This window comes from Psychrobium sp. MM17-31, from assembly GCF_022347785.1.
In the GTDB taxonomy this organism is placed as follows: domain Bacteria; phylum Pseudomonadota; class Gammaproteobacteria; order Enterobacterales; family Psychrobiaceae; genus Psychrobium.
The window spans coordinates 1-26,003 of record NZ_JAKRGA010000007.1 but is presented as its reverse complement, the minus strand read 5'-3'; the positions used below and the strand labels follow the sequence as shown (position 1 = coordinate 26,003).

The following is a 26,003-nucleotide window of genomic DNA, read 5'->3' as shown; positions in this document are numbered from 1 at the left end:
GACCGTGAAATAATCAGAAAGTTTCTAGGGCCTGTTGATCTTTCGAGGATGAATTTTGTGCAATTGACAAGGCTTTTTCGCAAGGCATGAGGAGCGACGCCTAGTTTACCTAGGTGAGCGACGAAAAACGCCGCGAAAATGTCTTGTCATTGCATCCGAAGGACAGCGTTTGTTCGTGATTTCTACGGCGTTATCGCCTGCTAGCATAGCCCGTTAAGCGTCGCAGGCTCTGCCTTGTATAAAATCCGAACAATTCGCTGCAAAAGCCTTCACCAAAGGTCAACAGGCCCTAATGATTCGTCGTGCCAGTCACCACAGCGCAGTTGCGTTGTTTCTTCGCTTGATACAAGGCTTTGTCAGCTTCGACATAGAGCGCCTGCGGATCGCACATTTGTGGCGGCATCAACACATAGCCACCGATAGAAATCGTTAAGTAATCACTGATCAGGCTCTCGCTATGCTTGATGTGTAGAAACTCTATGCTCGTCCGAAGTTTATCTAAGAACAGCTGACTTTCAGCGATCGTGGCGCGCGAGAAGATAAGCGCAAACTCTTCTCCGCCAATACGGAACACATAATCACTCGGACGCTTGAGACACTCCATCAGCTTTGTCGCGACTCGTTGCAGTGCAATATCACCTTGTGGATGGCCATAGTGATCGTTGTATTTCTTAAAGAAATCGATATCGATAATCGCCAAGGTAATGTTGTAATCATGACGTTTGGCCAACCGCAATTCCTTGTTGAGTAAATCGTCATAACTGCGGCGATTTGGTAGCGCTGTTAATTTGTCCACCACCGACAATTTCTTGTTAGTCACATCGTTGAGAATATTGGTGTAATTGACGATGCGGTAACTCTCATCGAAGTTAGGCAACACTGAAGAATGGGCCCAAAATGTTTGATGCTCTGATGTTGAGTGTTGGATTTCCCCCGTCCATTCCATGCCAGTTGAAACAACGCGCAGAATATCTTTGGTTAGCTGCTCGCTTTGCGCTGAGTTATCAAAGAAATGACTCGGCTTACCAATAAGATCAGACTTCATACAGCCCAAGAAGCGACATAGTGCATTGCTGGCATCTATCACTTTACCTGACTTATCGAGTGTCGCCATCATGATTTGTTGGTCAATGAGATGATTACGACGAATACGATCCTTATTGGCAGCGCGTAGACTGCGCACCACATAAATGGAGAACAAAATCACCATAATCACCGCTAGCGTGGAAAACCCAGCGTTAATAAACAGAGCATGCTCTTTACTCTGCTGGGCACTGCTGTGAAATTGCTGCGCCTTGTTATAAGCAAACTCCACCAGCGCTTCAACTTCAAGATTCAGCTTGGCGACATGAGAGGCGCCCTTGCCCACCGTAATCGCCGAAGCTTGCTGTTGCTTACCTTCTCGCATTAACGCAATCACCTCATTGCGAATAGGCTGCCAATCAACAAAGCTTTGATAGGTTTCTTTAATTTGAGATTTTTCACCAAGGAAACGTTCAAAGATGATGTCAAAATCTGCTAGCGCGGCCTGTTCGTGCACTGCCACTCGAGACACAGCCCATTCCATTTGCTCCTGGTTTTGCGATAGCACCACATCTTTCATATGACGGTGCATAGATACCAAATGAAAATTGATATTTTTGGCGGCATTGGAAACGGTGAAGGGATGCTTGTACAAACTGTCCATGTCATCTGCGATATCGTTAAGCTGCTTTTGCGAGCCAAAAGCTAGCGCGATAACAATTATTACAATGGCAGAAAAACCAACTGAAATCTTCTTGTAGACCATGAGCTTTATAATCCTGAGTTACTACTCTAAATTATAAATTGTCTGGCTAACGACACTTTGTTTTAGATCAATTGTAATCTCGGCTTTACTGCGAGACCATAGACAAAAAAGCCCTCGCATTCGAGGGCTCTTTTATTAGGGTTCGTTAACGTTTAATGACTAACGTTTGAACTCTGATTTCTCGCTCCATTGTGGCCACACGCTTTCTTTCGATAACTCATAACCAACTTCGAAGAAAGCCTGCATGTCTTCAACAGCGCCTGATAAATCCCATTGCTCGCTGTATTCATCACATAAACCGTGGTAACACTTAGCTAATTTAGGACCTAATTCAGCGCGCAGTTTAGCCGTTGCCTCATCGACTGGCTTCTTACCACTTTTCGCATAAAGCGCTGGAATGCCTACGTTAGCAAATGCGAAGTGATCTGAGCGGTAGTAGATGCCAGCTGCTGGGCGCGGATCGCCTGAAATGACACGACCTTGTTTTTTCACAGCGGCTTCTAGGTAATTGTCTAGTTCAGATTGTCCTAAACCGTAAACAGCAACATCAGCGCTGCGACCAACAACATCTAGTGCATCCATATTAATATCTGCCACTGTTTTAGCTGGCGCAATAATTGGGTTTGCAGCATAGAACTTCGAGCCTAACAAGCCCTGCTCTTCAGCCGTTACCGCTAGCATGGTAATTGAACGTTCTGGACGCACTGGCAGTTTAGCGAAGGCTTCGGCTACTTCGATTAACGCCGCAGTACCCGTTGCGTTGTCTACTGCGCCATTGTATATCTGATCGCCAGTTAGACTCTTGTCTGTACCTAGATGATCCCAGTGCGCCGTATAGATGATATGCTCATCGGCTTTAGTGCGACCCGGAAGTGTCGCGATAAAGTTGTTAGATACCGACGTTTTAATGGTGTTTTTCACATCAACAGATGCAGTCAAGTCACCCATCGCCACATGATAAGCGCCTTTAGCGGCTTCTTTTTTCGCAGCTTCAAAATCTAAACCAGCTTTAGCAAATAGCTCTTTAGCTACATCGCTGTTAATCCAGCCTTCTACTTTCACGCGATCTTTGTTTTTATCATCGCGTTGGAAACCAAATTGCTCACCTGACCATGAGTTTTTAACCACGTTCCAACCGTATGATGCTGGTGCAGTTTCATGAACAATAATCGCGCCTGCTGCTCCTTGACGGCTCGCTTCTTCGTATTTGTAAGTCCAACGACCGTAGTACGTCATGGCTTCACCAGTAAACTGCTTAGGATCTTTATTGGCATAGCCCGGATCGTTAACCAAGATAACAACCGTCTTACCTTTAACATCGATGCCTTCGTAATCGTTCCAGTTATATTCTGGCGCATTAACACCGTAACCCACGAACACTAATGGCGAATCTTTGATGCCAATTTCTTCAACGATTTGGCTAGACCCCATTACCATGTCTGTGCCGTATTGGTAATCTTTGCCACCAATCGATAACGTCATATCTGGCGACGCTTCAATAGACACTAGGGGTACTTCTTGGAAGTAGCTATCGCCGTTACCCGGCTCAAAGCCCAGCGCTTTAAACTCTTTGGTTAGGTAATCTAAAGTAAGCTTCTCGCCTTCTGTTGATGGCGAACGACCGCCAAACTCATCAGACGCTAGCACTTTAACGTGCTCAGCAAGTTGCTGTGCATTAATGCTGTTGTAACTTGCAGCAATCGCCGCAGCATCATTAACAGCCACTTCTTTTTGTGCTTGTGGCTTAGAATCATTACAGCCAGCTAAAACGGCGACGGAAACCATCGCTAAACTCAGTATTTTTTTCATTGTTTTTGTTCTTAATTTGAAAGGACGCCGACAGTATAGCCCGAAGCACAGATTAAGCAAAAGGTAGCGTTAAAACTGCCATCAACCTATACTGCCAGCTCATATAAATAGGCGTTCTACTGTCATGACAAAACCACACTCACAGGCTTGCGATAATAACAAACAACCAATTTTAGATAAGTTGCTACCGCTGCTTAGCGATAGGCACGCAGTGTTAGAAATAGGTTCTGGCACGGGGCAACATGCAGTGCATTTTGCAGCGGCGATGCCCCACTTAACATGGCAAACGAGTGATTTAGCTGTGAATCACGACGGTATTAGACAATGGATTAGTGAAAGTGGACTAACTAATGTTAAGCCACCACTGTCACTGGATTTAAATCAGCCGTGGCCAGTAACAAATATTGATGTGCTTTACACTGCCAACACACTACACATTGTAAGTAAGTCTTTAGTGAAAGTCCTATTTAACCAAATTAAACAAAACTTAGCAGACCAAGGGTTGGTGATTATTTACGGCCCATTTAATTACGCAGGCAAGTTCACCAGTGACAGTAATGCATCATTTGATGCTTGGCTTAAAGAACGCGATAATCAAAGTGGTATTCGCGATATTGAGTGGATTATTGAGCTCGCTAAGGAAGCCAATCTGCAACTGCTCAATGATGATGAAATGCCTGCTAATAATCGCTTGCTGTCATTTATAAAAGTTCAATAAATTAATCCCTCTGCTTACCGCTTTACCTTAATCGCCCAATGTAAGGAAATGTAAGCATGTGCAAAGTATTGAAAACTTCAAAGCAAATTTGAAACCTATCTATAAAATCCCGCTCTATTGCTGCGCTAATCGATTACGCCGTTATAAAAACTTTCAGTTTTGCCTTTGCAAAACGACGCACAATACTTGGAGCACTACATGCCATCAAACAATCCATTATTTTCACTTAAGACGCTCGTGATCCCAGCGCTTATGGTTACAGGACTTAGTGCCTGTGGCGGAAGCAGCGATAGTTCGGGGGAAGGCTATGTTACATTTTACAATGCCTCAGCCAACGCACCTGCTATTTTCCTAACTCTCGATGAAAATCTCGATGAAGACGGTACTGATTATTTCGAACAAACCTATAACAGCGTCAGTTTCGGCCAAACCGGCGGTGACAAACTATTAGAAACCAACAACTATGCCATGGAGCTGGCATGGCAAAGTGATGACAGCATTGCCCGTGATGATCTGACCAAGGTTTACGAAAGCTCGATCGAGATAACGAGCGACAACATTCAGTTTGTGGTACTTACCCAAGATATAACAAATCCAGAAGTATTAACTTACACCATTCCTGTTATCGACGATGAAACGGATACCGACGATGATCTATTTAACATGCGATTGTTAAACCTGCATCAAAGTCAAGCCAATATCGATATTTACCTATCAAAGTCTGATGAAACCTTTAACGAAGCGACATTAATCGGCCAAACAGCCTATGGCCAACTCACCGACAATGCCAAGTTCGAACAAGACGACTACATCTTCTACATTACCAACAGCGGCAGTGATGAAGTACTTTACACCTCTGACGAAGTGAATTATTCGTTCGCCTCACAATACGTGATGGTAGTGCGTGAAAACCAAGGTGTTGGCAGTTCACCATTTGTTATCGATCGCGTAAGCAGCGCTAGTGCCATCGAATACGCCAATGACGGCGCGCAAGCCAAACTCACTGTATTTAACGGCATCGAGCAACACGATCTGATCAGCGATTATCAAGGTACACTAGACGTTCACTTAGATGGTTATAACCAAACACCTGATTTTGCCAACCTAGCACAGGGTCAATTTAGTGAATCTATTATCACAGATCGCGGCGATTACAGCCTTGAACTCACTCTGCCGGGTACACAAGAGTTTTTGCTAAAAAACCACTTGGTGACACTCAAAGAAAATGTCGACAGAACCGTGTTCTTCTACCTCGAGGAAGAAAATGTCGATCACGATGGCGACGGTAATGTCGATGAGAATAACGATGGCATCGTTGATGAAATAGAAATTACCATTAACTCGCTTGTCGTAGACAACAGTACTCATCAAGGCATCTACGAGCACGGCGTCAATATCATTAACTTTGTTGACGACGAAGACTTTAGCACCGTGAATTTTTATTTTGTGCGCAGTGATGAAATCATCGATACCGCAGCTAACAAAAAATCAGTCGATTTTGGCGAGCCGCAAAATATCTTGCTACTCAACAATACCTACACCATCTATGCCGTTGCTAAACGCGATTCGAGCGACATTTTACTTATCTCTCAAGAGTTAGTGCTCGATGAAGAAAGTGAAGAACAATTCCTTATTCTGGAAGAAGACGCTGCATCAGCATCTGGCTATAAATTAACACTGGCTAATCAAACTCGATAATGAACTACGCCAGTGGGTGACATCATTCACTGGCGCTTTTTATAACAGAAAAAGTAAACTCGATATGAATAATCAAGTATTAGTCATTAACCTAGATGGTGAAGATAGCTTTCCGTTTAGTCAATCGTTGGCGGACTGCGATCTCACCGTAAAACAATGCGACTCAACACTAGAATGTTTTTATTTATTACAGCGCCAACAATACGCGTTAGTCATCCTCAACATTAGCAAGCCCAATTTCAACGAATTTAGTGTGTTGATCAATTTGAGGAATGCCTGCAATGCGCCTATTTTCATGTTTTCACCAACCGTTGAGCAATTCGATTTAATTCATGCCCTTGAGTTGGGAGCCAATGATTATTTCGGTTATCAAACCCATCCGCGGGAATTGGTAGCGCGCATAAAAGCCCAACTCAGACCTTTAAATACCCACAATGACAACAGCCAGTCCATTGCACTTAATGGCGTGGAGTTGTGCAACGTAAAACGTCAGGTCACCTATTGCGGACAGCACATCGCATTAACCGGTGTCGAATTTGAATTAATGCAATTTTTAATGACCAATGCAGGACAAATTATTTCGCGAGAAATATTGGGGAAAGTGTTATTTAATCGCAGTATTTCTAGCGCCGATCGCAGCTTGGATGTGCACGTTTCCAATGTACGTAAAAAGCTCGCTGCCATTAACGATTCACCGCATATTCAAACGGTGCGCGGCAGCGGCTATGTGTTTTTAACACAGCAGGAACCAGAACTAGCCGTAAGCTAATGACTAGTTCTGCGCGCTGGCACTAAGAAGAACAACTACTACAAGACGAGCAACTGCTGCACGATGAACCGCTATCAGACGAGCCACTATCTGAACTAAAGTCCCCCATATCACTCAGCCAACTGCTTGCCGCTGTAGTGTCGTCATCTAACGTCGATGACTCACTAAAAGACGAGCTTTCCAATGCATCATCCAGCGCGATATCTTCATTGAGTAACGGCTCTGCAGCATCAACCTCCGCACCTTCAGCAATGACACCTAATTCTTCACCATCAGGCGCTTCAATAGTGACATCAGACGGCGTAATGCTGTGATTATCCATCAGTGACAACCACATTAATGGGTAAATCACATCACCACAGTTACTGTGACGATAATGACGACGACGCACTCGTGACGAGTCATCCCACGCACGTGCTTTATTCTCAGGCCTTACGATAACATTGCTGGTTTCCACCGGTGCTTCTTTAACTCGGAGCTGTGCATTGAGGGCAAAATTAAGCCCAGAAACAAAAGAGTCAAATTGGCTGCGATAACGACGCACCATTTCATCGTATTTCTCTTGCGACGAGAAATGACTGCCAATACGCGCTTTTAAGGCTTCTTCAGATTCATCACTCGCTTTTTTAAAGGCATCTATATAGCCATAAATCTTAATATGGATAGGCGCATCGTTTGGCTTGTGAATTCGCGAAATATCGATTTCAATAAAGTACTCAATGTCATCTTGCGGATGGGACAAGGTTAGCGCCATGTGTTCAAACTCAGGCGCAGTAATGTGATCCCGTTTAAGCGTTATATTCATCATGCCTTCGGCAAGATCATTGTCTTTATTGTCGAGATCTTCGTAATAAACAACCTCATCAACTTCTAACAGCTGTAAATTAGTGATGCCCTTTTTCATCATCACCTTATTGAGCTCTTGCATTATAGCGACCGCCGTAAAGAGCTGTTGTTCTTTGAGCTCTCCATAATTACCACTGGTAAGTGCATACAAGAATTTTGCAAAAATCTTGGTTGGTTTTTTACGCGCCAATTCACTGTCGCGCTGAAGGTGTAAATCAATCTTTGATTCAAAAATCATAATAACTCCCTTTTCAGATCTAAAAACAGGTTAGGTTTCGCAACTGCTACATTGCCCAGCAATATTGAGCACTGCATCAGTTGGCCAAAACTGTGAATTTAACGTTCCAAATTCCCGCTGCAATGCATAAAGCGTACTACGCAATTGCGCAGCATTTTCCTCGTCATCGCCACCAGGATGATGATGAATAAAATGGCCATAAAACGCGTGGCAAAATTCACTATAAGTTTTGGTATGTAAAATTAATCCGTGCCACACCTCATCGATTATCAAACTTGGTGTAAAGCGCTCTCGCGTGTCAGTATCGCCAGCGCGTCCTGCGATAAACAAAAACTTTAAGGCTTCTTTTAGCAGCATATCTACCGCAGGCAATTCACTAAACCGAATCGACAAATCAGTGCTTAGCTTGTTAAGCAATGCAGGCTCTTTGTCACACCACCATAGGTATTGCGACTCAATAATGTCATCATTTGTCATTGTCTATTACGGCTTCTCACGCACTTTGTTGGTTGAATATAGCACTGGCAATCTCGGCTATAACAACCTGCAATTGTAATAAAATGTAATGTTTGTTTTTTATTATCAGCAATCGCTTTATGATTGATTTTTTTGATCAATTTAGCGATACGCAGCGTATCACTAATCGCCTTTCATCACAGGAAACCACCATGAAGCGATTAACACTAATTTCCGCCTTAATCATCTCATCGCTAACGACGAGCTTTGCTTACGCCAAAGAACAAGACAAACGCGGTGACAATCGTCAGCGCATGGAGAAATTCGGTTTTATTTATGGTGCGGGTATCGGCATCGATAACGGCATTTATAAAGATCACGATCAACCTGTGATCCCCTTGCCGATTATTGGCTATCGCAGCGAAAAGTTTTCAGCATTCGGCCCCTTCGTTAGCTACCACGCGTGGCGTGACGAACACTTCAAGTTCTCGTTACAAGCCGCACCGCGCTTTGGTGGGTTTGAAGCGGATGATGCTGATATCTTCGATGGTATGGATGAGCGCAAACTGTCGCTAGACGCGGGAATAGGACTAACCTATCAGCATAACGATTGGAAAATCGATACATCAATTATGCGTGACGTGCTGGGAAAATCAGACGGCCTAGAAGTCAAATCTACCTTTGGTAAGATGATGCGCTTTGGCCCTGTGTTTGTGGAGCCAAGTGTTGGTTTAAGCTATGTCGATAGCAATCATGTGGATTATTACTACGGCGTCGCAGCACATGAAGCCACTGCAAACCGCATGCAGTACACTGGCGATAGCGCGCTCAATAAAACATTAGGCGTTTCCGTCATGACACCAATCTTCTTTGGCGGCATTACCTCTATAAATATAGAAAACACATGGTTTGACAGCAATATTAGCGACAGTCCATTAACCGACGGCGATTCAAGCTTAGCGATTCGCTTGATGTTTTCTAAGTTTTTCTAGGGCAAAAACAGCTGGCGATATTGCGATGGCGTCAGCTCCGTCCACTGCTTGAATACTCGCGAAAAGGCTCGAGCTTCACTGTAATCCAACTGGCTAGCGATATCCTCAATGGTATTTTGAGGATTGCGCAACAAACGCATCGCCTGCTCTTGGCGAAATTCTGTCTTAAGTTGAGAAAAGCTCGTTTCTAGATTTCCCAATTGACGTCTCAAGGTGGCACTACTCATATTCAGTGCATGAGCGATGTAATTAGCATCGGGTAAATTACTATGTTGAGTGAAATAGCGTTTGAGTAAACCGTAGACTCGTTGGTCTAAGGCGTTATCAGATTCAGGAAAGCGTAACACTATCAGCGGAAATTGTTCGATGACTTGATAGATACTTTCCGGCGCTTGCAACACAGGCCACAACAAGATCGATTCATCAAAATAGATCGCGTTTTGGGTTTGATTGGTGGCAGTCTGACAACGAAATAACAGCGCAAACTCCATTTGATAATCTGCCGGCTCATAGGCAACACTAGCACCGTTAAGCACTATGGTCTTATTGGCTAGCCAGCACAGTAACCGGTGGACAAACACCATCAAATATTCTTGCAAAAAATGCGCGGGATCGTCGTGCTGATGCGATAGCGATAAACACACCTGTTTCTCTTCACAACGCATTTCAAGTTGGCATCCAGCCAACGCTAAAGCAGTTTGTAGCGTGGTTATCGCCTGCTCAACGGTTTTCGCCATAACAACACCACTAAGCAACAACTGATAAAACTTCGGCGGCACCGCTTGTTTCGAAAAACCGAAAAAAGCGTCTTGCGTATGTTCGATCAAATAATTGAGTAACGTCGCCATGCAATGATCTGTCACCCGCTGTTTTTTAGCAATACTACTTGGCGCAATACCAGCCATCATCATAAGCGCTTTAGTGTCTACGCCCTTAAAAGCCGCTGCACTAATACATGATTTTATATAGTAATGTCCAATGGTCGCCATCGCGCCTCCCGATCAATTGAGCGATATTGTGACTTATTTTGTTTCAACAAAAAAGGCCGTCAACAGACGGCCTTTGTTATTATTTACAAGTATTAAAACTTGTAAGTAGCTCGCGCATACACGAAACGACCATCAGCACCGTATGCTGAGAAGCCCGAGTATGGGAACACTTGGTTAAAGGTACTGTAACCAACGTTGCTCACCGTATCTTGCGGGTATTGGTCAAACAAGTTGTTTACACCAATTGCAAGGTTAATTGACTCTGTGATTTGGTAACTAGCATCGATATCAGTAATCCATTTCGGTGCTAATACCTCGTGATTATCTGGGTTGCTCGATGCATCAACCACTTCACCATAACGCGTTGCACGTAGATTGACTTTAAGATCTTCGTAAGTCCACATTGCCGCTAGGTTGTACTTGTTCTTAGGCGTACCTAACTCAAAACGAGTGATTTCACGATCAGAGAACACTTGATAGCTGTCGCCAAGCGCAGATAACTCAGATGGGTTGTCTTTAATGCCTGTCACTTCTGTATCGTTGAAGTTCAAAGCAGCACTTAAACGCAAGCTACCGTAGTCATCCATATCCATATCGTAAGTAGCTACGATATCTAGACCTTTAGTTGTCGTATCGATGGCGTTAGTAAAGTAACGCGCACGAGTTGTGTTTAATTCACCAGCCGACTTTAAGATATCAACTACCGCATCTCCCGAAAGGTTTTCAGACAGTACGATACGATCATCAATAGTGATGTGGTATGCATCAACGGTTAGGTTGAAATCGTCATACTCGTAAACAAAACCAAAGGTTGAGTTAACAGATTCTTCCGCTTCTAGTTGTTTCGCACCTAGTGCAACTGCAGCAGGCTCGTCAACTGGGAATAAACCTACTTCATTTGGCACGCCATCGACAAACACTGTTGCGATAGATTTATAACTGGTTTGCGCTAGTGACGGCGCTCTGAAACCAGTACTGATAGCGCCGCGGAATGATAGTTCATCGTTTACCGAGAAACGACCCGCTAGTTTATTAGTAAAGGTTGAACCAAAATCAGAGTAGTCTTCGAAACGACCAGCGTAAGCAATGTTAAAACGATCATTTACATCAGTATCTAACTCAACGTATACCGCATAGTTGTGACGACTATCATCAACGGCGCTCGATGGTGAGAAGCCTGGTAATACTTGCGCACCACCAGCAGCAATAGGGTCGCCTTCGCCATCTAGTTTAGTAACATAAGAGGCTTCTTCACCTGGCTTAATTTGGTAGTTTTCTTGACGGTATTCGAAACCTAACGCCACGAATACTTCGTTCTCTAGACCCCAATCTTGCATGGTGTTAGCTGACGCATTAGTTACGATTTGCTCGTACACTAAGTTACCGTTATCAAATTCCGTTGGGCTGTCTTTACCCAAAGAGGTATTGAGTGAGTTTTCTACGCCGAAGCCAAAATCGTTTTTACCGATGTTAGCGCTTAAATCCCAGTTCCAATCGTTAGTTTCACCTTTAATACCAACATTAAACGCGGTGTCTGTGACATCTGATGAAATATGAGGTAGGAAACCATTTGGGTAAATGTCTAACACGTTACGGCTGTCTTTAGCACGACGGTAGAAACCCGCCGATAAACCTTCACGCTCAGAGAAGCTACCAAATGCATAAATCTCTGTCGTTTCAGACAGGTTGTAACCCATGTTGAAGAATAGACTTAGATCTTCAACTTTCGCCTTACCCCATTTGTGGTTGTAGCGATCGAAGCTTAACTCACGCGGATCAAGTGCGCCGTTTTCACTGCCATCATCGATACGAGCGTATTGCTCACGAGGATCAAAACCAGAACGAATTGAAGGATCGCGTTGACGTGATTCAAAGGCAACGTTAAAGAAACCCGCTTCGCCGATTTCAGTGCCCCAGTCACCAGCAATGGTCGTAATGCCACCGTCGGTACGAGTGCGATCGCCACCCGTTTCAAACGCGAGGTTACCATCTGCCCCCACTGACACGCTTTCTAGCTGAGGTACGCCAGCCATCGTTGTGTTGTATTCGCCGTAGGTTGCACTAATGCTACCGCCAGTTTCATCTTTTAGAATAATGTTAATTACACCAGCAATAGCGTCTGAGCCATATTGTGCTGCCGCGCCATCGCGCAGAACTTCAATTGATTTGATGGCAGATGTAGGAATGGTGTTGAGATCAACCGCGGTAGAACCACGACCTACAGTACCATTAAGGTTTAATAGCGCAGAGCTGTGACGACGCTTACCATTGATAAGAACCAGGGTGTGATCCGGTGCCAAGCCACGCAATACTGCAGGGCGCGAGTGGTCAGTACCATCGGCAATTGATGGATTTGGGTAGTTAAAGCTTGGAATCAGTGTCGTTAACACTTGGCTCACTTCTAACTGACCTGTTGTTACCATATCTTCGATGTTAATGATGTCAACTGGTACACTACTTTCTGAAACAGTACGGTCGTTACGACGCGAGCCTGTTACGAGAATGTGTTCGATATCTTTCTTCGCTTCTTTGTCAGCTGCTATCGCTGTGGTTGATGCAAATGCGCCCGATGCGGCAAGAATAGATAGGGGTAAGATCTTACGACTAAACAACGCAGAGACATGACTCGCGATAGCCGTTTTACTGGTTCTTTTCATTGTGGTTCCTTAACAAATACTCAAAAACATGTTGATGTGAAATCCGCGCTCAGAGACGCTTTTGTGGAGCGAACTGTATATTTTTCACTCGACTAGCATCCCACATCAAATAAACTGTGTCATGCACTAATTGTAACTTTTCATGAATCGCCACCTTAAACCTTATAAGCATATGATATTCAAATCACTTACTCTTTAGTTTTAGAGACTTAAGTCACATTTTTAACGCCAGTAACCAAGAAACCCGACCCACAAAGCTATCGCGCCCGTTTTTCGTTTATGAGCGAAAATGTGATCTCATTGCTAATTGATGTCCTGTTAAATGCACGTCATTTAAACAACAATGATCGAAAATTATTATTACAAGGAACATCCCATGCAATTCGAGTTTTCTGAAGAAGAACAAATGATCCGCGAAACGGCGAGTCAGTTCGCTGAAAATCAATTAAAGCCAAACGCGCAAAAGCTAGACGAAGGCGATCACGAGCTATACCTCGCGCAAATTAAAGAGCTGGCTGAGCTTGGTTTCATGGGAATGACCGTTAAAGAGCAATACGGTGGTATTGGCGGTAGCACAGTTGCATTCTCCCTAGCTGTAACAGAAATCGCACGTGGTTGTGCTTCTACGGCAACGGCAACCTCAGTAACCAACATGGTGGCAGAAGTGATTCAAGCGGTTGGTAGCGAAGAGCAAAAAAATCACTATTTACCAAAGTTTTGTAATGGCGAATTCTTGGCGGGTGCCTTCTGTTTAACTGAGCCAAGTGCAGGGTCAGATCCTTCTGCAATGCGCACGACCGCGGTGGCAGATGGTGACAACTTCGTATTAAACGGCAGCAAAATCTACATTACTTCGGCTAAATTTGCAGGTGTTTTTGTCGTATGGGCAGTCACAGACCCAAGCGCACCACGTGGCAAAGGCATTAGCTGTTTCTTAATCGATGCTGACACGCCTGGAATGACTATCGCTAAACCGGAAGACAAAATGGGACAGCGCGCTTCTTCAACCTGTGAAGTGAGCTTTAATGACTGTGTAATCCCTAAATCAGCATTAATGGGCGAGTTAAACAAAGGCTTTAAAATTGCCATCGGTGAGTTAGCAGGTGGCCGCATTGGTATTGGCTCATTGGCACTAGGTATTGGCTTAGAAGCGATGGATTACGCCAGCGACTACATTAAAGAGCGCAAACAATTTGGCCAAGAGTTATCAAAATTCCAAGGTCTACAATTTATGGTAAGCGATCGTTATACCGAATTAGAAGCAGCGCGTTTATTATTAATGCAAGCGGCATATAACAAAGACCAAGGTCTGCCATTTGGCACATCGGCATCTATGGCGAAATTATTTGCATCAGAAAAAGCCAACGATGCTTGTTACACTGCACTACAATGTTTAGGCGGCGCTGGTTACATTAAAGAATACCCAGTAGAGCGCTTTGTACGCGACGTTCGTCTAACCGCGATTTACGAAGGAACTAGTGAGATACAGCGAGTGATTATCGCCCGTGACAAGCTATTAAGCTAAGCGCAATACGTCAATTTACCGAAAAAAATTAGAGAATTAATATGCAAACAGATAACAAAATTGCCGTAGTAACCGGCGGCGCTTCAGGCCTTGGCCGCGCAACAACCGACGAATTAGTTAAAGCAGGGATCAAAGTTGCGATCTTAGATGTTAATGAGCAAGCAGGAGCTGAAGCCGTAGCTGCTCTTGGCGAAGAGAACGCGTTATTTGTTACTACAGATGTGACCAGCGATGCTTCAGTTGAAGCTGCATTTGACCAAGTGATAGCTAAGTTCAATCGCGTTGATATTTGTATTAACTGCGCAGGTATCGCCCCCGCGAAAAAAGTTTTGGATCGCGAAGGTCAAGCACAGCCATTAGACGCCTTTGCTAAAACTATCAATATCAACTTAATTGGCTCATTTAATGTGGCACGTGTTGCTGCACAAATGATGGCAAAAAATGAAGCCGAAGGTGATAGCGGCGAGCGCGGCATCATCATTAATACCGCTTCAGTTGCAGCCTATGAAGGCCAAATGGGCCAAGCGGCTTATGCCGCAAGTAAAGGCGGCATTGTTGGTATGACACTGCCTATGGCACGTGATTTAGCCCGTACAGGCGTTCGTGTAAACACCATAGCACCGGGCATCATGGGCACGCCAATGTTATTAGGCATGCCGGATAACGTGCAAGAGTCACTAGTAGCTAATATTCAATTTCCAAAGCGCATGGGTTATCCAAGCGAATTTGGCCGCTTAGCCATTCATATGATTGAGAATAGCTACATCAATGGCGAAACCATTCGTTTAGATGCAGCGATCCGTATGCCTGCGAAGTAATCTGAACTCGCGTCATTCACCAAATAAAAAGCGCCGCTATCAATTGATAGCGGCGCTTTTGTATTAAGGCTTTAAACTGTTAGAAGTTGTAAGTCGCCTTCATGTAGTAGTAACCACCGTTAATACCAATTGGTGAAGTCGTTGGGTAAAGTGAACCCGCGATTTCATTGTCGTATGGCGTAATTTCATCCGGTGTTTCATCAAACAAGTTGGTTGCACCGACTGTTAGCTTCCAATTGTCATCAACGGTATAAGCCACTTCAGCATCAAATACCACTTCAGAGCCCACGTTAAACGGTAGACCTGAATCTAGATGATCTTCGTAGATTGAACCCGCATAACGCACGCGAGTCAGTACGCGCCAATCGCCATTGGTGTGATTAGCCGTTAGGTTGTAACGCAGTGCTGGTAAGTTATCTTCTAACATCTTAATACGTTCAGCAGAGATATTGTCTGATGCGCGGTCAACCACGGTTTGTGTCCAGTTGTATGCGAACGAGAATGTCGTTTCACCGCCAAACATATCCATATCGTAACTCGCTACGATATCAACACCCTGTGTTGTGGTATCAAAGTCATTGGTAAAGTACGAGATTTCAGTAAAGCTCGATGCATCGGTAACGCCTGAAGCGACTAATTCAGCACGATCTTGATCCGTTAACTTAATCCCCGAGGTTGTTGAAATACGATCTGTCACTTCAATGTTGAAGTAGTCGATAGTTAAGAAAATACCATTTTCAAACTCACCAACTAAACCAACACTAAAGTTAGTCGACTCTTCAGGTGTTAGCGTAGTACCGCCTTTTTTCTGAGAAATTGGATGGGTTGGTGGCAGAGTCGCACGGTCAATAAGTGCGCCATCTGTACCAAATGCTGTCGTTACGTTACGGACAGTTGCTTGACCAATAGTTGGTGCTTTAAAGCCTGTGCTTATTGCGCCACGCAGTGCCCAATCTTCTACAAACTCCCAACGTGCAGATAGCTTACCTTTGGTCGTGTTACCAAAGTCAGAGAAATCTTCGAAACGAATCGCCGCGCCCACCATAAATTCATCGGTGAAGTAAGTCTCAGTATCTACATACAGGGCAACGCTGTTACGACTAGTCTTACCCGCACTTCGCGCCGACAGTCCTGGGAAGCCGTTAGAGCCGATACCAAAACCTTGCGCAGCTAATGGACCAATTTCCCAAGATTCTTGATCGCCGGCGATAGATTCGTATGACTCGTTGCGGTATTCAATACCACCCGCCACATTCATTGGCTCGTCGAAACCAACATCAACCGCTTTAGAGAAGTCCACGTTGAGCATATCTTCTTGTTGAATATAAGTACCAGGACTGAACTCTGTTGGTGTATCTGGACCTAACGATGGGTTAATCGAGCCACTTAGCTTGTAATCAACTTCATTGCGGCCATGAGAGAAACTCACATCGTAAAATACTTCATCGCCAAACTCGCCCTTAGTACCAAAGACTAGTGAAGTATCAGTCACATTACCGCCGAATTTAGGTGTGAAACCACCCGGGAACATTTCATTAAAAGAGAAACAGTTCGGGTTATTTTGGACACCATCGATGTAGTTTTGCTGCGTTAATACATTACCCGTTGTAATAGGAATGACTGGACAGCTAATGCCATCATCTGGAGTTAAATCACCCACTAACAATGTTTTACCATCATCGTTAGAATAAGCACCGCCACGTGTGTGTGGATTACGGTAGTAGAAGCCCCCCTCAACATCACGCTTAGCAATGTTACCGAATAAATAAGCTTCAGCACCATCACCTAAATCAAGGCCAGCATTAACAAATACTTTAATATCTTCTTTAAATTCAGGAGCCCCCCAAATTTGCGCAGGAGAGGCTACGTGAGTATTTCCAGCATCGATCAGTCCTTGCGCATCGTCACGCTGTACACTTCGACTCGTAGGATCTGACTGTTTCCATTCAAACGAGGTATTGATAAAACCGTTTTCAGTTAACGGTAAACCAATGTTACCCGACACCTGAACACCGTCACCATCGCCCTCATAAAACTCACCATATTTGACTTCAAACATGCCACCTTCGCTAGCATTTTTGAGGGTGAAGTTCATCACACCAGCAAGTGCATCTGAACCATATTGAGCTGCCGCACCATCACGCAGAACATCAACTTGCTTGATGGCAGCTGATGGAATTACTGATAAGTCAGGGCCTTGCGCACCATCTGATAAACCGCCACCTAAGAAGGTAATTACGGCGCTGCGATGGCGACGCTTACCGTTGACAAGAATCAAAGTATGATCCGACGCCAAACCGCGTAAATTCGCCGGACGAACTAGGGTTGAACCGTCGTTAATTGGTTGGTCATTTACGTTGAATGATGGCACGACATTTTGCAGCAATGAAACCATGTCCGACGGACCTTGGTTAGCAATTTCACCACCATCGATAATGTCGACTGGTACTGCTGAGTCACTGGCAGAGCGCGGCGCTGCACGGGTACCTATAACAGAAATTTTCTCTGCATTTTTAACGGCGTCTTTTGTTGACTTTTCATCTTCTGCCGCCATTAAAGGCGCTGAGGTAATCGCGGTTGATACGAAAAGTGCGATAGCACTTCGCTGGTAGTTGTTTGACATACGTTGTTCCTTGTTATTCTCAAGTGAGAAATAAAAATAAAGTTCGGTGTATATTCACCTTTTAACAACATCATGCTACATAACATTTAGTTAACATATAAACAGTTGTTTTGTTATATGCTAGAAAAAATCATATATTTGCATGGAAATACTAATAAAAGACGATGATTTCCGGCGAAATAGCCAATGCATATATAAACTTGTACGTTAAAAAAATGTTAAATTCAACAGTAAAAACGAAAATTAATCGCTAAACAACAACGTCCCAATAAATTTCAGAGCCAGCTTTTTGGCTAAGTTTTTTATTAAATTCGGCAAAGCGCTCGAGCGCAATATCTTCGCCAGTCAGCCAACGCCACGTATGTCGGTAACAATTTGCTTTGAGTAAATCGTAATTGTAAAAGTTAAAAATATCTTGTGATGCGCTGTCTATCATTCGACTAAAGGTTAAGGGAATGCCTTGTCGATCACAGGCGGCAAAAATATGACTACCACTGCGATCTGCCAAGAAGCGTTTTTTCGACACAGCCCTTATCAAACCACTGCCATGAAGCTCTACAATGGTCTCATCATCGATCACCACGCCAGTGTGAATAAAGGCTTCATATACCTCGCAACAAACTATACTGCCTGGAACCAATGCGACGTGTTTTGGACTCGGTAGCACCTCTGAAGGCTCTCGTCCGAGATCGGGCCTTAATGGATTACGACGATCGTTATCGAGGGATCGCAAAAAGGACTTCTGATTATCATGGGCAAGCACGGCACCGACAACGGCGCCTGCGAGTATCACGGGCAATGGCATAAGATTGCGCTCCATAAACGAGGAATATATTTTAAGCTAGCGAGTTTTTACAAAAAGCCCAAGTGTTGTCCTGTTACAATTTGTGTTGAGCAATTATCTATAATTCAATTACTATAGATTTAACAAATCATAAATTCGATTTAAATAGTGAGTAACGATGATAAAACTACGCGATCTTGAATACCTCGATGCCATAGAGCAACACAGACATTTTGGTAAAGCCGCCAGTGCATGCTATGTCAGCCAACCGACGCTTAGTGGTCAACTCATGAAGCTAGAAGAACAACTTGGATTGCAGTTAGTAGAGCGCCATCGTCACAATGTGATGTTAACGCCTGCGGGTGAAAAGTTGGTGATTGATGCACGCAAAGTGTTGAATGCGGCTCAAGATTTTGAGCGCCAAGCCAAAGATTTACTCGATCCTCTCGCCGGCGATATACACATGGGTTTGATCCCAACACTAGCGCCTTATTTGCTCCCCCACATCATGCCTGCGCTATCGAGTGAGCTGCCAAAAGTGCAATTCTTATTACACGAAAATCAAACCAAGGTTTTGCTGCAAAAACTCGATGAGGGCAAGCTCGATGTGTTAGTGCTACCGTATCTAGAAGAAATGGATAAATTTGAATGTTACGACTTGTTTGACGAGCCGTTAGTGTTGGCCGCTCCGAGCGAGCACCCGTTGACGACGCAACAAGATTTATCATTACATCACTTGCACGAGTATAAAATACTGACGTTAGAAGATGGGCATTGTTTGAAAGATCAAGCGATGGGATATTGTTTCTCAGCGGGCGCTAAAGAAGATACCAGTTTTCAAGCAACAAGTTTAGAAACACTGCGCCACATGGTCGCCAGTGGCGCAGGCATCACGCTGTTACCAGCGTTAGCCACAACACAAATAAACACCAATAATACGATTGCTTATTTGCCATTTAGCGAGCCACAACCGACTCGCAAAATTTCATTAGTCATTAGACCAAATTATTCGCGAATGCACTGCGTAAGAAAAATCGTCAGTGTCATTCGTGAAGCGGCTAAGCCTTTATTTCCATGATTTCATTTTGTGGCCTTTTAAGGCGTAGAACAAAATGAATAGATAACAAGGTAAGCCAACCCAATAAGCGACTTGAGTATCATTCATCACATGCGCTACTTTGCCGAAAACCAGCGGTAAAATAGCGCCACCTGAAATCCCCATAATCAATAACGCTGACGCTTGTGAGGTGAACTTACCCATACCATCAAGTGCCAGTGGCCAAACCGATGGCCAGACCAAGGCATGCGCCAAGCCCATCAATGCAACAAAGGTTACCGAATCAGGCACTACACTTATTCCAGTCCAACCCCAAAGTACATCGGCAATAGCGGTTGATGTTTGTGAGCCAAAGACAACGCCAACAATACACAGTGAACCCGCGATTGCAGAACCTATAAGCGCTTGTTGCTGCGAGATAAATCGCGGAATACAAGTAACACCGATAATATAACCAAACACCATAAACATCATGGTGTAAGAAGTTAATGCTGCAAAGTTTGCAACACCTAACCCAGAACCATAAAGACCTATGGTATCGCCAGCAATGACTTCAACGCCCACATAAGCAAATAGTGCAATAGCCCCCAATACCACTTGTGGGAAAGCAAATACGCTGCCTTTTTCATCGCTGTCACTCGCTTCAGACTCTAAATCTAATTCAGGTAACGAGGAAAATTTCACTAATGCAATCAAAAATGCTAACGCAATTGCCATGTAAATATATGGCACTACTAGCTTGTTCGACAATTCAGTAATCGTCGCTTGACGCTGCTCTTCTGCCATAGCGGCAACAGCTTGCTCCGAAACATCTCCCATGTCAGCTAAAATCAGCACAGTAAAAACCGCCGGCACAACAACGCCTGCGGTTTTGTTAATTATACCCATAATTGAAATACGCATCGCTGCGCTTTCTTCAGGACCAATTTTTACCAAGTAAGGATTTGAAGCAGTTTGTAGAATTGTTAGACCTGCTCCTAAAATAAACAATGCAATCAAAAAGATAGCGTAGTTAGCGCTTTGTGCCGCTGGGATAAAGGCGAGCGAACCAACCACCATAATACCTAAACCAATCGCCATACCGTTTTTATATCCGGTTTTATTAAGGATAAACGACATTGGAAACGCCATCACCGTATAGGCGATATAGAATGCAAAAGTAACAAATAGCGCTTGGAATTCGTTGAGTTCACATACAATTTTTAAAAACGGAATTAACGATCCGTTAAGCCAAGTTACAAAACCAAAAATAAAAAACAGCACACCAATAATAACCATCGGCATAACTGTCGATCGGTTAGGTTTGCTTGTCGATACCGCAGTATTCATGAAGCCTCCAAGACCTATAATTATTATAATTTATGTGGCTCTCCACCAATCCACAACTGAGTCACCTGCCAATTGTTATCAATGCCAATAATAACGGTAAGCGAAACAGCAACAAGGAAGTTGCCTCTTTTTACGTGAAAAAGTTGCGCTATTCAATTTATTAATGAATTTGTCCGATGCAACTAAAAATATTCGTCTACATTTAGGCTATTACTTTGATCTCAGAACACATTACAAAAACAAATGGAAGGGACGTTGGTGTCGGGTATAAAATTCAACAAGCGCTTATTGGCAACCAGTATAGCTTTAGCAATGGGCGGAATCTCCACTCCTGCGATTGCTGAAGAAGACAAAAGTAAAGAAGAAGCCGAAGCCAACATCGAAATTATTCAGGTCAGCGGTATTCGTGCAAGTAGTAAAGCAAGTATCAATACAAAACGCTTTGCAGCATCACAAGTAGACGGCATCACTGCTGAAGACATTGGTAAACTTCCTGATGTAACTATCGCCGATTCCCTGCAACGTATTACTGGTGTACAAGTTACTCGTACTGCTGGTGAAGGTGGTGTTATTGCGATCCGTGGTTTACCACAAGTAGACACAACCATGAATGGTGAAGTGTTCTTAAGTGCGACAACAATCGACTCATCTGGTGCTGACTACGGCAACCTTCCAGCACAACTTTTCTCAGGTGTAGACGTATTTAAATCAGCGCAAGCAAAACGCAGTGCCGCTGGTATTTCTGGTTCTATCGATCTAAAGACACGCCGTCCATTTGATATGGATAATGGTTACACTTTCGGTCTAGGTGGTGAACTAACTAAAGGTTCAATCAGCAAAGAAACCGATCCAACACTTAACGGTTTAGTAGCTTACAACGGCGAAAAATTCGGTGTTTTATTTTCAGCCGTAACATCAGAAGCTAACCTAGCCACTGACTACAACGGTTACTTCGATACGTCAGAAAACGGTGGTATCGGCGCAGCAAATAACAACCACACTTGGGGTGCTAACTCACGCGGCGAAGAAACTCGTCACGTTGTACCACAAGGTTTTTCAGCATTTAACAAAGAAGAAGAGCGTAATCGCGACGCTTTCCAATTGACACTACAAGGTGACTTAGGCGAAGGTTTCGAAGTTGTACTTGATGCTTTCTACACTGATCAAGAGCGCTTTAACCGTCGTCAAGGTTTGTCACAAAACAACCGCTGGAACAGCTTTAACGAATACGCTTATCCAAATGATGCAGGCTTTACAGGTGATTCATTCACCGATCCAGATGGTAACGTATGGGCTGGCATTAACTCATTCAAAATGCAGTCTTACCGTCTACAAACCTTTACTCAGGTTAACAACAACACTGAGACGTCTGAAAACTATAACCTTGAACTGAACTACAACAACGGTGGTGCTCTTACTGGTCAGGTTCGTATGACTCGCGCGAAAGCAACAGCTAGCATGCGTCACGGTTACGGTGAAGGCGATATCTTAAGTATCGACCGCGGCACATTAGTGACAGGCCCAGGTCAGTTCACTCAAGGTGCAAACTGTACTAATGGTGAAACTGTCGTTGGTGACAAGGGCGGCTGTTATGCTGACTTCTCACCAGGCGGCATCGAAGACATCTTTACCTTATCTTACGACGCGTCAGGTGAGCATCCAATCTTTAGCGGTTTCGATCAAATCGTTAATGGTTGCGCAGGCCCGCAAAGCGTTGCAGCTTACATGGCCGATATCAATTCATACCACATTGGCGCGTTCTCTTCAGAGGGCAACACCGATGACGAAGGTACTATCGATACATTCAGCACACGTTGGAATTACGCACTAGAAGATAACGATTACATCACTAGCATCGACTTTGGTGCACGTGTGATGGAGCGTAGCGTAGATCACGATCAGTTCACCTACACGTCAAACTTTGGTGACGGTTGTGATATCGCCCAGTGGAAAGCCGTGGATCAGTTCATGGATACTGCAGGCTGTGAAGGCAACCCAGCTGCTGGTGAATACCTCACAGAAGATGTTGGCGACCTTAAAGCTGGTGATTGGGTTCCTTACACAATATTAGGTCCAACTCGTCTTGATCAACACACTGACGTGTCATTCCAAACTAACTTTGGCGCAGTTACTGGCATCCCAGGTATGTGGGCAATCGACCCAAGCAACTTCGATGATCCTCGTCAGTTCCACTTAGATACCTTTGGTAACGTACAACGCACAGAAAACGGTGGCGCTTCATACGACGTTAAACTGCAAGAGACTACTTTCTTCACGCAAGTTAACTTCGAACACGGTATCGTTAGCGGTAACGCGGGTCTAAAAGTTGTAGAAACAGATCTATACGTTAAGCAGAACCTAGTGGGTGCTTCTCTACCACACAGTGGTTTAGGCCCTGACACGGGTGATGAAGTTACAGAGCGTAGCTACGCTGATTATCTACCATCGTTAAACATTGCTATTCAAGCAACTGACGAAGTAGTGCTACGTGGTGCTTACTCAAAAAATATGCAAGCGCTAAATCTTGCACAATGGGGAGGCGGTAAAACTATTGGCCGTGTAAATAACACAGACTGTGATTGCTTACGCGTTGTTAATGGTACTCTAACAGGAAATCCAAAACTAAAACCATGGCGCTCTAAAAATATATCACTGTCAGCCGAATGGTATCCACATGCAGAATCTGTATTTTTCTTATCGACTTTCAAGATCGACATCGAAAGCTTTACCGAGCGCGGGACTGTAATGATTGATGAGCCAGATGCCGATGGAATCCATCGTGGTCCATGGCCATTTACAACACAGGTTCAAGGTAATGGAGGCAGCGTACAAGGTTACGAAGTTGGTGGTAAATTAGCATTTTCTGACTTCATCGATGTACCAGTACTTAGCAACATGGGTCTAGACGTTAACTACACATACAACGATAGCAAGCAAGATGCTAAAGATGTTCACGGTAACGACTTACCATTCGTTGGTATGTCAGAAGATACATACAACTTAGTACTGTGGTACGAGCAAGAGCCATTTTCTACACGTCTAGCTTGGAACTCAATTAGCCCACGCCTGATTACACAAGGCACAGTTGGTGCAGTTGGTGGTCAATCACTATACCAAGACACTTACTCGCAACTTGACGTTAACTTTAGTTACAAAGTCGACGACGAGATTAGTGTGTACGTTAATGGCTCAAATATTCTTGAAGAATACCAACAAACCTATCTGGAGTTTAGGTCACAAAAAGCATTCCAAAACATCTATGAGGCGCGTTGGACACTAGGGGCTCGCATCAATTTCTAGCCAGCAATCTGCGTTTCGAACAAAGTCGACACTTCATCATATACTAACGAACATATATTGCCCCAATAAAAAAGGCCTTACAATGTAAGGCCTTTTCTTTATCACTTAAACTGGAAATTACGCTTCAGCACGTAACTTAGCTAGTTTGTTCGCATGATGTAATGAACCTAGGTGTGCAAAGATAGGACCTAAATAACCACGCTTACGTAATTCTAAATGATCTTCGTCTGACATCTCATTTAGTTTTTTCTCGTCGACTAATAACAAGCCGTTTAACTGAACTTTTTCACCGTTGATTTCTACAGTTAGCGTTTGCTCAACTAATAAATCTTTTTCAACTAGGTAATCACAAAATTCACGAGTGATCTGCATGCTACCGAAGTAATTAGACAGTGTTTCCATGCGTTTTTTAAGGTATTCAGATTGCTCTTCACCTTCAAACAATGCGTCACCTTCCTCTTCATTCACAAGAGGGCTGCTTTCGTTGATAAGCATTTGTAAGCGGTTTTCTTCACCTTGTGTAGGTACCATCGCAAATGGATGATGAGTAACTACCGCAGGTAGATAATCACCAACCCATTTACCTTCACTGTAAAATAAGTTTTCTTCTGGCTTCAAACCAAGAAGAGCTGCAGGCTGTACTACTTTTTTATCTTCTTCGCTTGGACGAATAAAGATAACTGGCATTGCAGAACCCGCTTTAGCGAATTCATGAACTAATAATGGTAGAACCTGTTGGTTTTTCGTGCCTTCAATGTGTAATTCTTTTTTAATTTTTACATTTTTGTGTTCAGTAGCATTCAATGCTTTCATTGGAGAAGTCATTTATTAAATTCCTAAATCTTTTATATTTATTGTGTATCTGAAAATAGATATGGGGGACATATTAAAGAACACAAGCCCTCAATACAATTTGTTTAACAAAAAGATTACAGGAAAGAAATGACAATAAAATAATGATTTTATTTCAACAACTTAAATAGACTATTCGAACTCATAAAAAGACAACATTAGCACTTTGGATGTTTTTTACACATAGCCAGAAACAAAAAAAGTGTTTGGCAATGACGTGTATTCGACTGAAGGGATTCAGGAGGTAGAGCAATCATGGAGACCATTACCGAGATGCACTAATACCGCGAACGCAGGTGCCTACAGGGATGTAGGTAGAATAACGCATGGAACAATTATCGAAATGCGAAAAAGCGGTGTCCTACTCTCTTGAGCCGCAGTCCGTCGAACAAGGTTCGACGCAACAAGCATCAAAGGCGATGTTAGTCCGTTGCACGCAGTGCATCGCAACAAACATAAGCTGTGTTGGGGAAGCCCTGCGTAGCAACGGGGGAACGTCGGGAGCAGGAACAGCGCGGTAGCGCTTTAGAGCAAAGCCTCCGCCCATACGATGATTTCAAATGTATCTAGATAATTAATTCACACGCAGAAACGAAAAAAGCCCCCGCAATCAATGCTGGGGCTTTCCTCTAAATAGGTGTTTGGCAATGTCCTACTCTCACATGGGGAAGCCCCACACTACCATCGGCGCTAAGTCGTTTCACTACTGAGTTCGGAATGGGATCAGGTGGGACCAACTTGCTATGGTTACCAA

18 protein-coding genes and 1 rRNA gene are annotated in these 26,003 nt (G+C 43.8%); 8 read left to right on the top strand and 11 right to left on the bottom strand.

All coding sequences use genetic code 11. The annotated features are described in order from the left end of the window. Positions 1-289: 289 nt before the first annotated feature. Both MHM98_RS17485 and MHM98_RS17480 read right to left on the bottom strand, forming a co-directional pair. Positions 290-1,789, bottom strand: coding sequence for a diguanylate cyclase (locus MHM98_RS17485; RefSeq protein ID WP_239440687.1), 1,500 nt, complete (start codon positions 1,787-1,789; stop codon positions 290-292). Positions 1,790-1,948: 159 nt separating this feature from the next. Continuing rightward, positions 1,949-3,598 carry a M28 family metallopeptidase gene (locus tag MHM98_RS17480; RefSeq protein ID WP_239440686.1) on the bottom strand — a complete coding sequence of 550 codons (1,650 nt, stop codon included), beginning with the start codon at positions 3,596-3,598 and terminating at the stop codon, positions 1,949-1,951. A gap of 124 nt (positions 3,599-3,722) precedes the next feature. Here MHM98_RS17480 and MHM98_RS17475 point away from each other — a divergent pair, with 124 nt between their 5' ends. The 3 genes from MHM98_RS17475 (at position 3,723) to MHM98_RS17465 (ending at position 6,783) form a co-directional block, all read left to right on the top strand. Further along, entirely contained in the window at positions 3,723-4,316 is a 594-nt protein-coding gene (locus MHM98_RS17475; protein WP_239440685.1) for a DUF938 domain-containing protein, read from the top strand. 198 nt (positions 4,317-4,514) lie between these two features. Further along, positions 4,515-6,014, top strand: coding sequence for a hypothetical protein (locus MHM98_RS17470; protein ID WP_239440684.1), 1,500 nt, complete (start codon positions 4,515-4,517; stop codon positions 6,012-6,014). Between the two features lie 64 nt (positions 6,015-6,078). After that, a complete protein-coding gene (locus MHM98_RS17465; RefSeq protein ID WP_239440683.1) occupies positions 6,079-6,783 on the top strand; it encodes a response regulator transcription factor in 705 nt (234 codons plus the stop codon). Between the two features lie 22 nt (positions 6,784-6,805). Here the strand turns inward: MHM98_RS17465 and MHM98_RS17460 are convergent, their stop codons facing one another. Next, positions 6,806-7,867, bottom strand: coding sequence for a hypothetical protein (locus tag MHM98_RS17460; RefSeq protein WP_239440682.1), 1,062 nt, complete (start codon positions 7,865-7,867; stop codon positions 6,806-6,808). Positions 7,868-7,897: 30 nt separating this feature from the next. Then, complete coding sequence (locus MHM98_RS17455) at positions 7,898-8,344, bottom strand: hypothetical protein (protein ID WP_239440681.1); 447 nt, start codon at positions 8,342-8,344, stop codon at positions 7,898-7,900. Between the two features lie 119 nt (positions 8,345-8,463). Between MHM98_RS17455 and MHM98_RS17450 the strand changes: the two genes are divergently transcribed. Then, on the top strand, positions 8,464-9,315 hold the full coding sequence (locus tag MHM98_RS17450; protein WP_239440680.1) for a MipA/OmpV family protein: 852 nt from the start codon (positions 8,464-8,466) through the stop codon (positions 9,313-9,315). Here MHM98_RS17450 and MHM98_RS17445 read toward each other — a convergent pair. Further along, positions 9,312-10,304: an AraC family transcriptional regulator gene (locus MHM98_RS17445; RefSeq protein ID WP_239440679.1), complete on the bottom strand. Its 993-nt coding sequence runs from the start codon at positions 10,302-10,304 to the stop codon at positions 9,312-9,314. The two genes, MHM98_RS17450 and MHM98_RS17445, sit on opposite strands and share 4 nt — an antisense overlap. Before the next feature lie 92 nt (positions 10,305-10,396). Continuing rightward, the gene (locus MHM98_RS17440) at positions 10,397-12,961 is read right to left on the bottom strand and encodes a TonB-dependent receptor (protein WP_239440678.1); all 2,565 of its coding nucleotides are present in this window, start codon (positions 12,959-12,961) and stop codon (positions 10,397-10,399) included. Positions 12,962-13,337: 376 nt separating this feature from the next. Here MHM98_RS17440 and MHM98_RS17435 point away from each other — a divergent pair, with 376 nt between their 5' ends. Beyond that, positions 13,338-14,486, top strand: a complete 1,149-nt coding sequence (locus MHM98_RS17435) for an acyl-CoA dehydrogenase family protein (RefSeq protein ID WP_239440677.1) — start codon at positions 13,338-13,340, stop codon at positions 14,484-14,486. Between the two features lie 41 nt (positions 14,487-14,527). Further along, entirely contained in the window at positions 14,528-15,304 is a 777-nt protein-coding gene (locus MHM98_RS17430) for a 3-hydroxyacyl-CoA dehydrogenase (RefSeq protein ID WP_239440676.1), read from the top strand. Between the two features lie 79 nt (positions 15,305-15,383). On the opposite strand, the gene MHM98_RS17425 is transcribed toward MHM98_RS17430, so the two are convergent. Beyond that, a complete protein-coding gene (locus tag MHM98_RS17425) occupies positions 15,384-17,927 on the bottom strand; it encodes a TonB-dependent receptor (RefSeq protein WP_239440675.1) in 2,544 nt (847 codons plus the stop codon). Between the two features lie 250 nt (positions 17,928-18,177). Beyond that, positions 18,178-18,732 carry a hypothetical protein gene (locus MHM98_RS17420; RefSeq protein ID WP_239440674.1) on the bottom strand — a complete coding sequence of 185 codons (555 nt, stop codon included), beginning with the start codon at positions 18,730-18,732 and terminating at the stop codon, positions 18,178-18,180. Between the two features lie 157 nt (positions 18,733-18,889). On the opposite strand from MHM98_RS17420, the gene oxyR reads away from it, so the two are divergent. Next, the gene (oxyR, locus tag MHM98_RS17415; protein WP_239440673.1) at positions 18,890-19,789 is read left to right on the top strand and encodes a DNA-binding transcriptional regulator OxyR; all 900 of its coding nucleotides are present in this window, start codon (positions 18,890-18,892) and stop codon (positions 19,787-19,789) included. Here the strand turns inward: oxyR and MHM98_RS17410 are convergent. Continuing rightward, positions 19,778-21,097 (bottom strand): sugar MFS transporter, encoded by a 1,320-nt coding sequence (locus tag MHM98_RS17410; RefSeq protein WP_239440672.1) that lies wholly within the window; start codon positions 21,095-21,097, stop codon positions 19,778-19,780. The two genes, oxyR and MHM98_RS17410, sit on opposite strands and share 12 nt — an antisense overlap. A gap of 258 nt (positions 21,098-21,355) precedes the next feature. Between MHM98_RS17410 and MHM98_RS17405 the strand changes: the two genes are divergently transcribed. Continuing rightward, on the top strand, positions 21,356-24,397 hold the full coding sequence (locus MHM98_RS17405) for a TonB-dependent receptor (RefSeq protein ID WP_239440671.1): 3,042 nt from the start codon (positions 21,356-21,358) through the stop codon (positions 24,395-24,397). Positions 24,398-24,514: 117 nt separating this feature from the next. Here the strand turns inward: MHM98_RS17405 and MHM98_RS17400 are convergent, their stop codons facing one another. Both MHM98_RS17400 and rrf read right to left on the bottom strand, forming a co-directional pair. Next, positions 24,515-25,222, bottom strand: coding sequence for a SapC family protein (locus tag MHM98_RS17400; protein WP_239440670.1), 708 nt, complete (start codon positions 25,220-25,222; stop codon positions 24,515-24,517). 666 nt (positions 25,223-25,888) lie between these two features. Beyond that, positions 25,889-26,003, bottom strand: a 5S ribosomal RNA gene (gene rrf, locus MHM98_RS17395).

Bases quoted from the DNA above. Each gene is read 5' to 3' on its own strand.
- MHM98_RS17435 (WP_239440677.1), top strand. From the start codon at position 13,338: ATGCAATTCGAGTTTTCTGAAGAAGAACAAATGATCCGCGAAACGGCG.
- MHM98_RS17445 (WP_239440679.1), bottom strand. From the start codon at position 10,304: ATGGCGACCATTGGACATTACTATATAAAATCATGTATTAGTGCAGCG.
- MHM98_RS17455 (WP_239440681.1), bottom strand. From the start codon at position 8,344: ATGACAAATGATGACATTATTGAGTCGCAATACCTATGGTGGTGTGAC.
- MHM98_RS17475 (WP_239440685.1), top strand. From the start codon at position 3,723: ATGACAAAACCACACTCACAGGCTTGCGATAATAACAAACAACCAATT.
- MHM98_RS17470 (WP_239440684.1), top strand. From the start codon at position 4,515: ATGCCATCAAACAATCCATTATTTTCACTTAAGACGCTCGTGATCCCA.
- MHM98_RS17410 (WP_239440672.1), bottom strand. From the start codon at position 21,097: ATGAATACTGCGGTATCGACAAGCAAACCTAACCGATCGACAGTTATG.
- MHM98_RS17480 (WP_239440686.1), bottom strand. From the start codon at position 3,598: ATGAAAAAAATACTGAGTTTAGCGATGGTTTCCGTCGCCGTTTTAGCT.
- MHM98_RS17425 (WP_239440675.1), bottom strand. From the start codon at position 17,927: ATGTCAAACAACTACCAGCGAAGTGCTATCGCACTTTTCGTATCAACC.
- oxyR (WP_239440673.1), top strand. From the start codon at position 18,890: ATGATAAAACTACGCGATCTTGAATACCTCGATGCCATAGAGCAACAC.
- MHM98_RS17430 (WP_239440676.1), top strand. From the start codon at position 14,528: ATGCAAACAGATAACAAAATTGCCGTAGTAACCGGCGGCGCTTCAGGC.
- MHM98_RS17460 (WP_239440682.1), bottom strand. From the start codon at position 7,867: ATGATTTTTGAATCAAAGATTGATTTACACCTTCAGCGCGACAGTGAA.
- MHM98_RS17440 (WP_239440678.1), bottom strand. From the start codon at position 12,961: ATGAAAAGAACCAGTAAAACGGCTATCGCGAGTCATGTCTCTGCGTTG.
- MHM98_RS17400 (WP_239440670.1), bottom strand. From the start codon at position 25,222: ATGACTTCTCCAATGAAAGCATTGAATGCTACTGAACACAAAAATGTA.
- MHM98_RS17485 (WP_239440687.1), bottom strand. From the start codon at position 1,789: ATGGTCTACAAGAAGATTTCAGTTGGTTTTTCTGCCATTGTAATAATT.
- MHM98_RS17465 (WP_239440683.1), top strand. From the start codon at position 6,079: ATGAATAATCAAGTATTAGTCATTAACCTAGATGGTGAAGATAGCTTT.
- MHM98_RS17450 (WP_239440680.1), top strand. From the start codon at position 8,464: ATGATTGATTTTTTTGATCAATTTAGCGATACGCAGCGTATCACTAAT.
- MHM98_RS17420 (WP_239440674.1), bottom strand. From the start codon at position 18,732: ATGCCATTGCCCGTGATACTCGCAGGCGCCGTTGTCGGTGCCGTGCTT.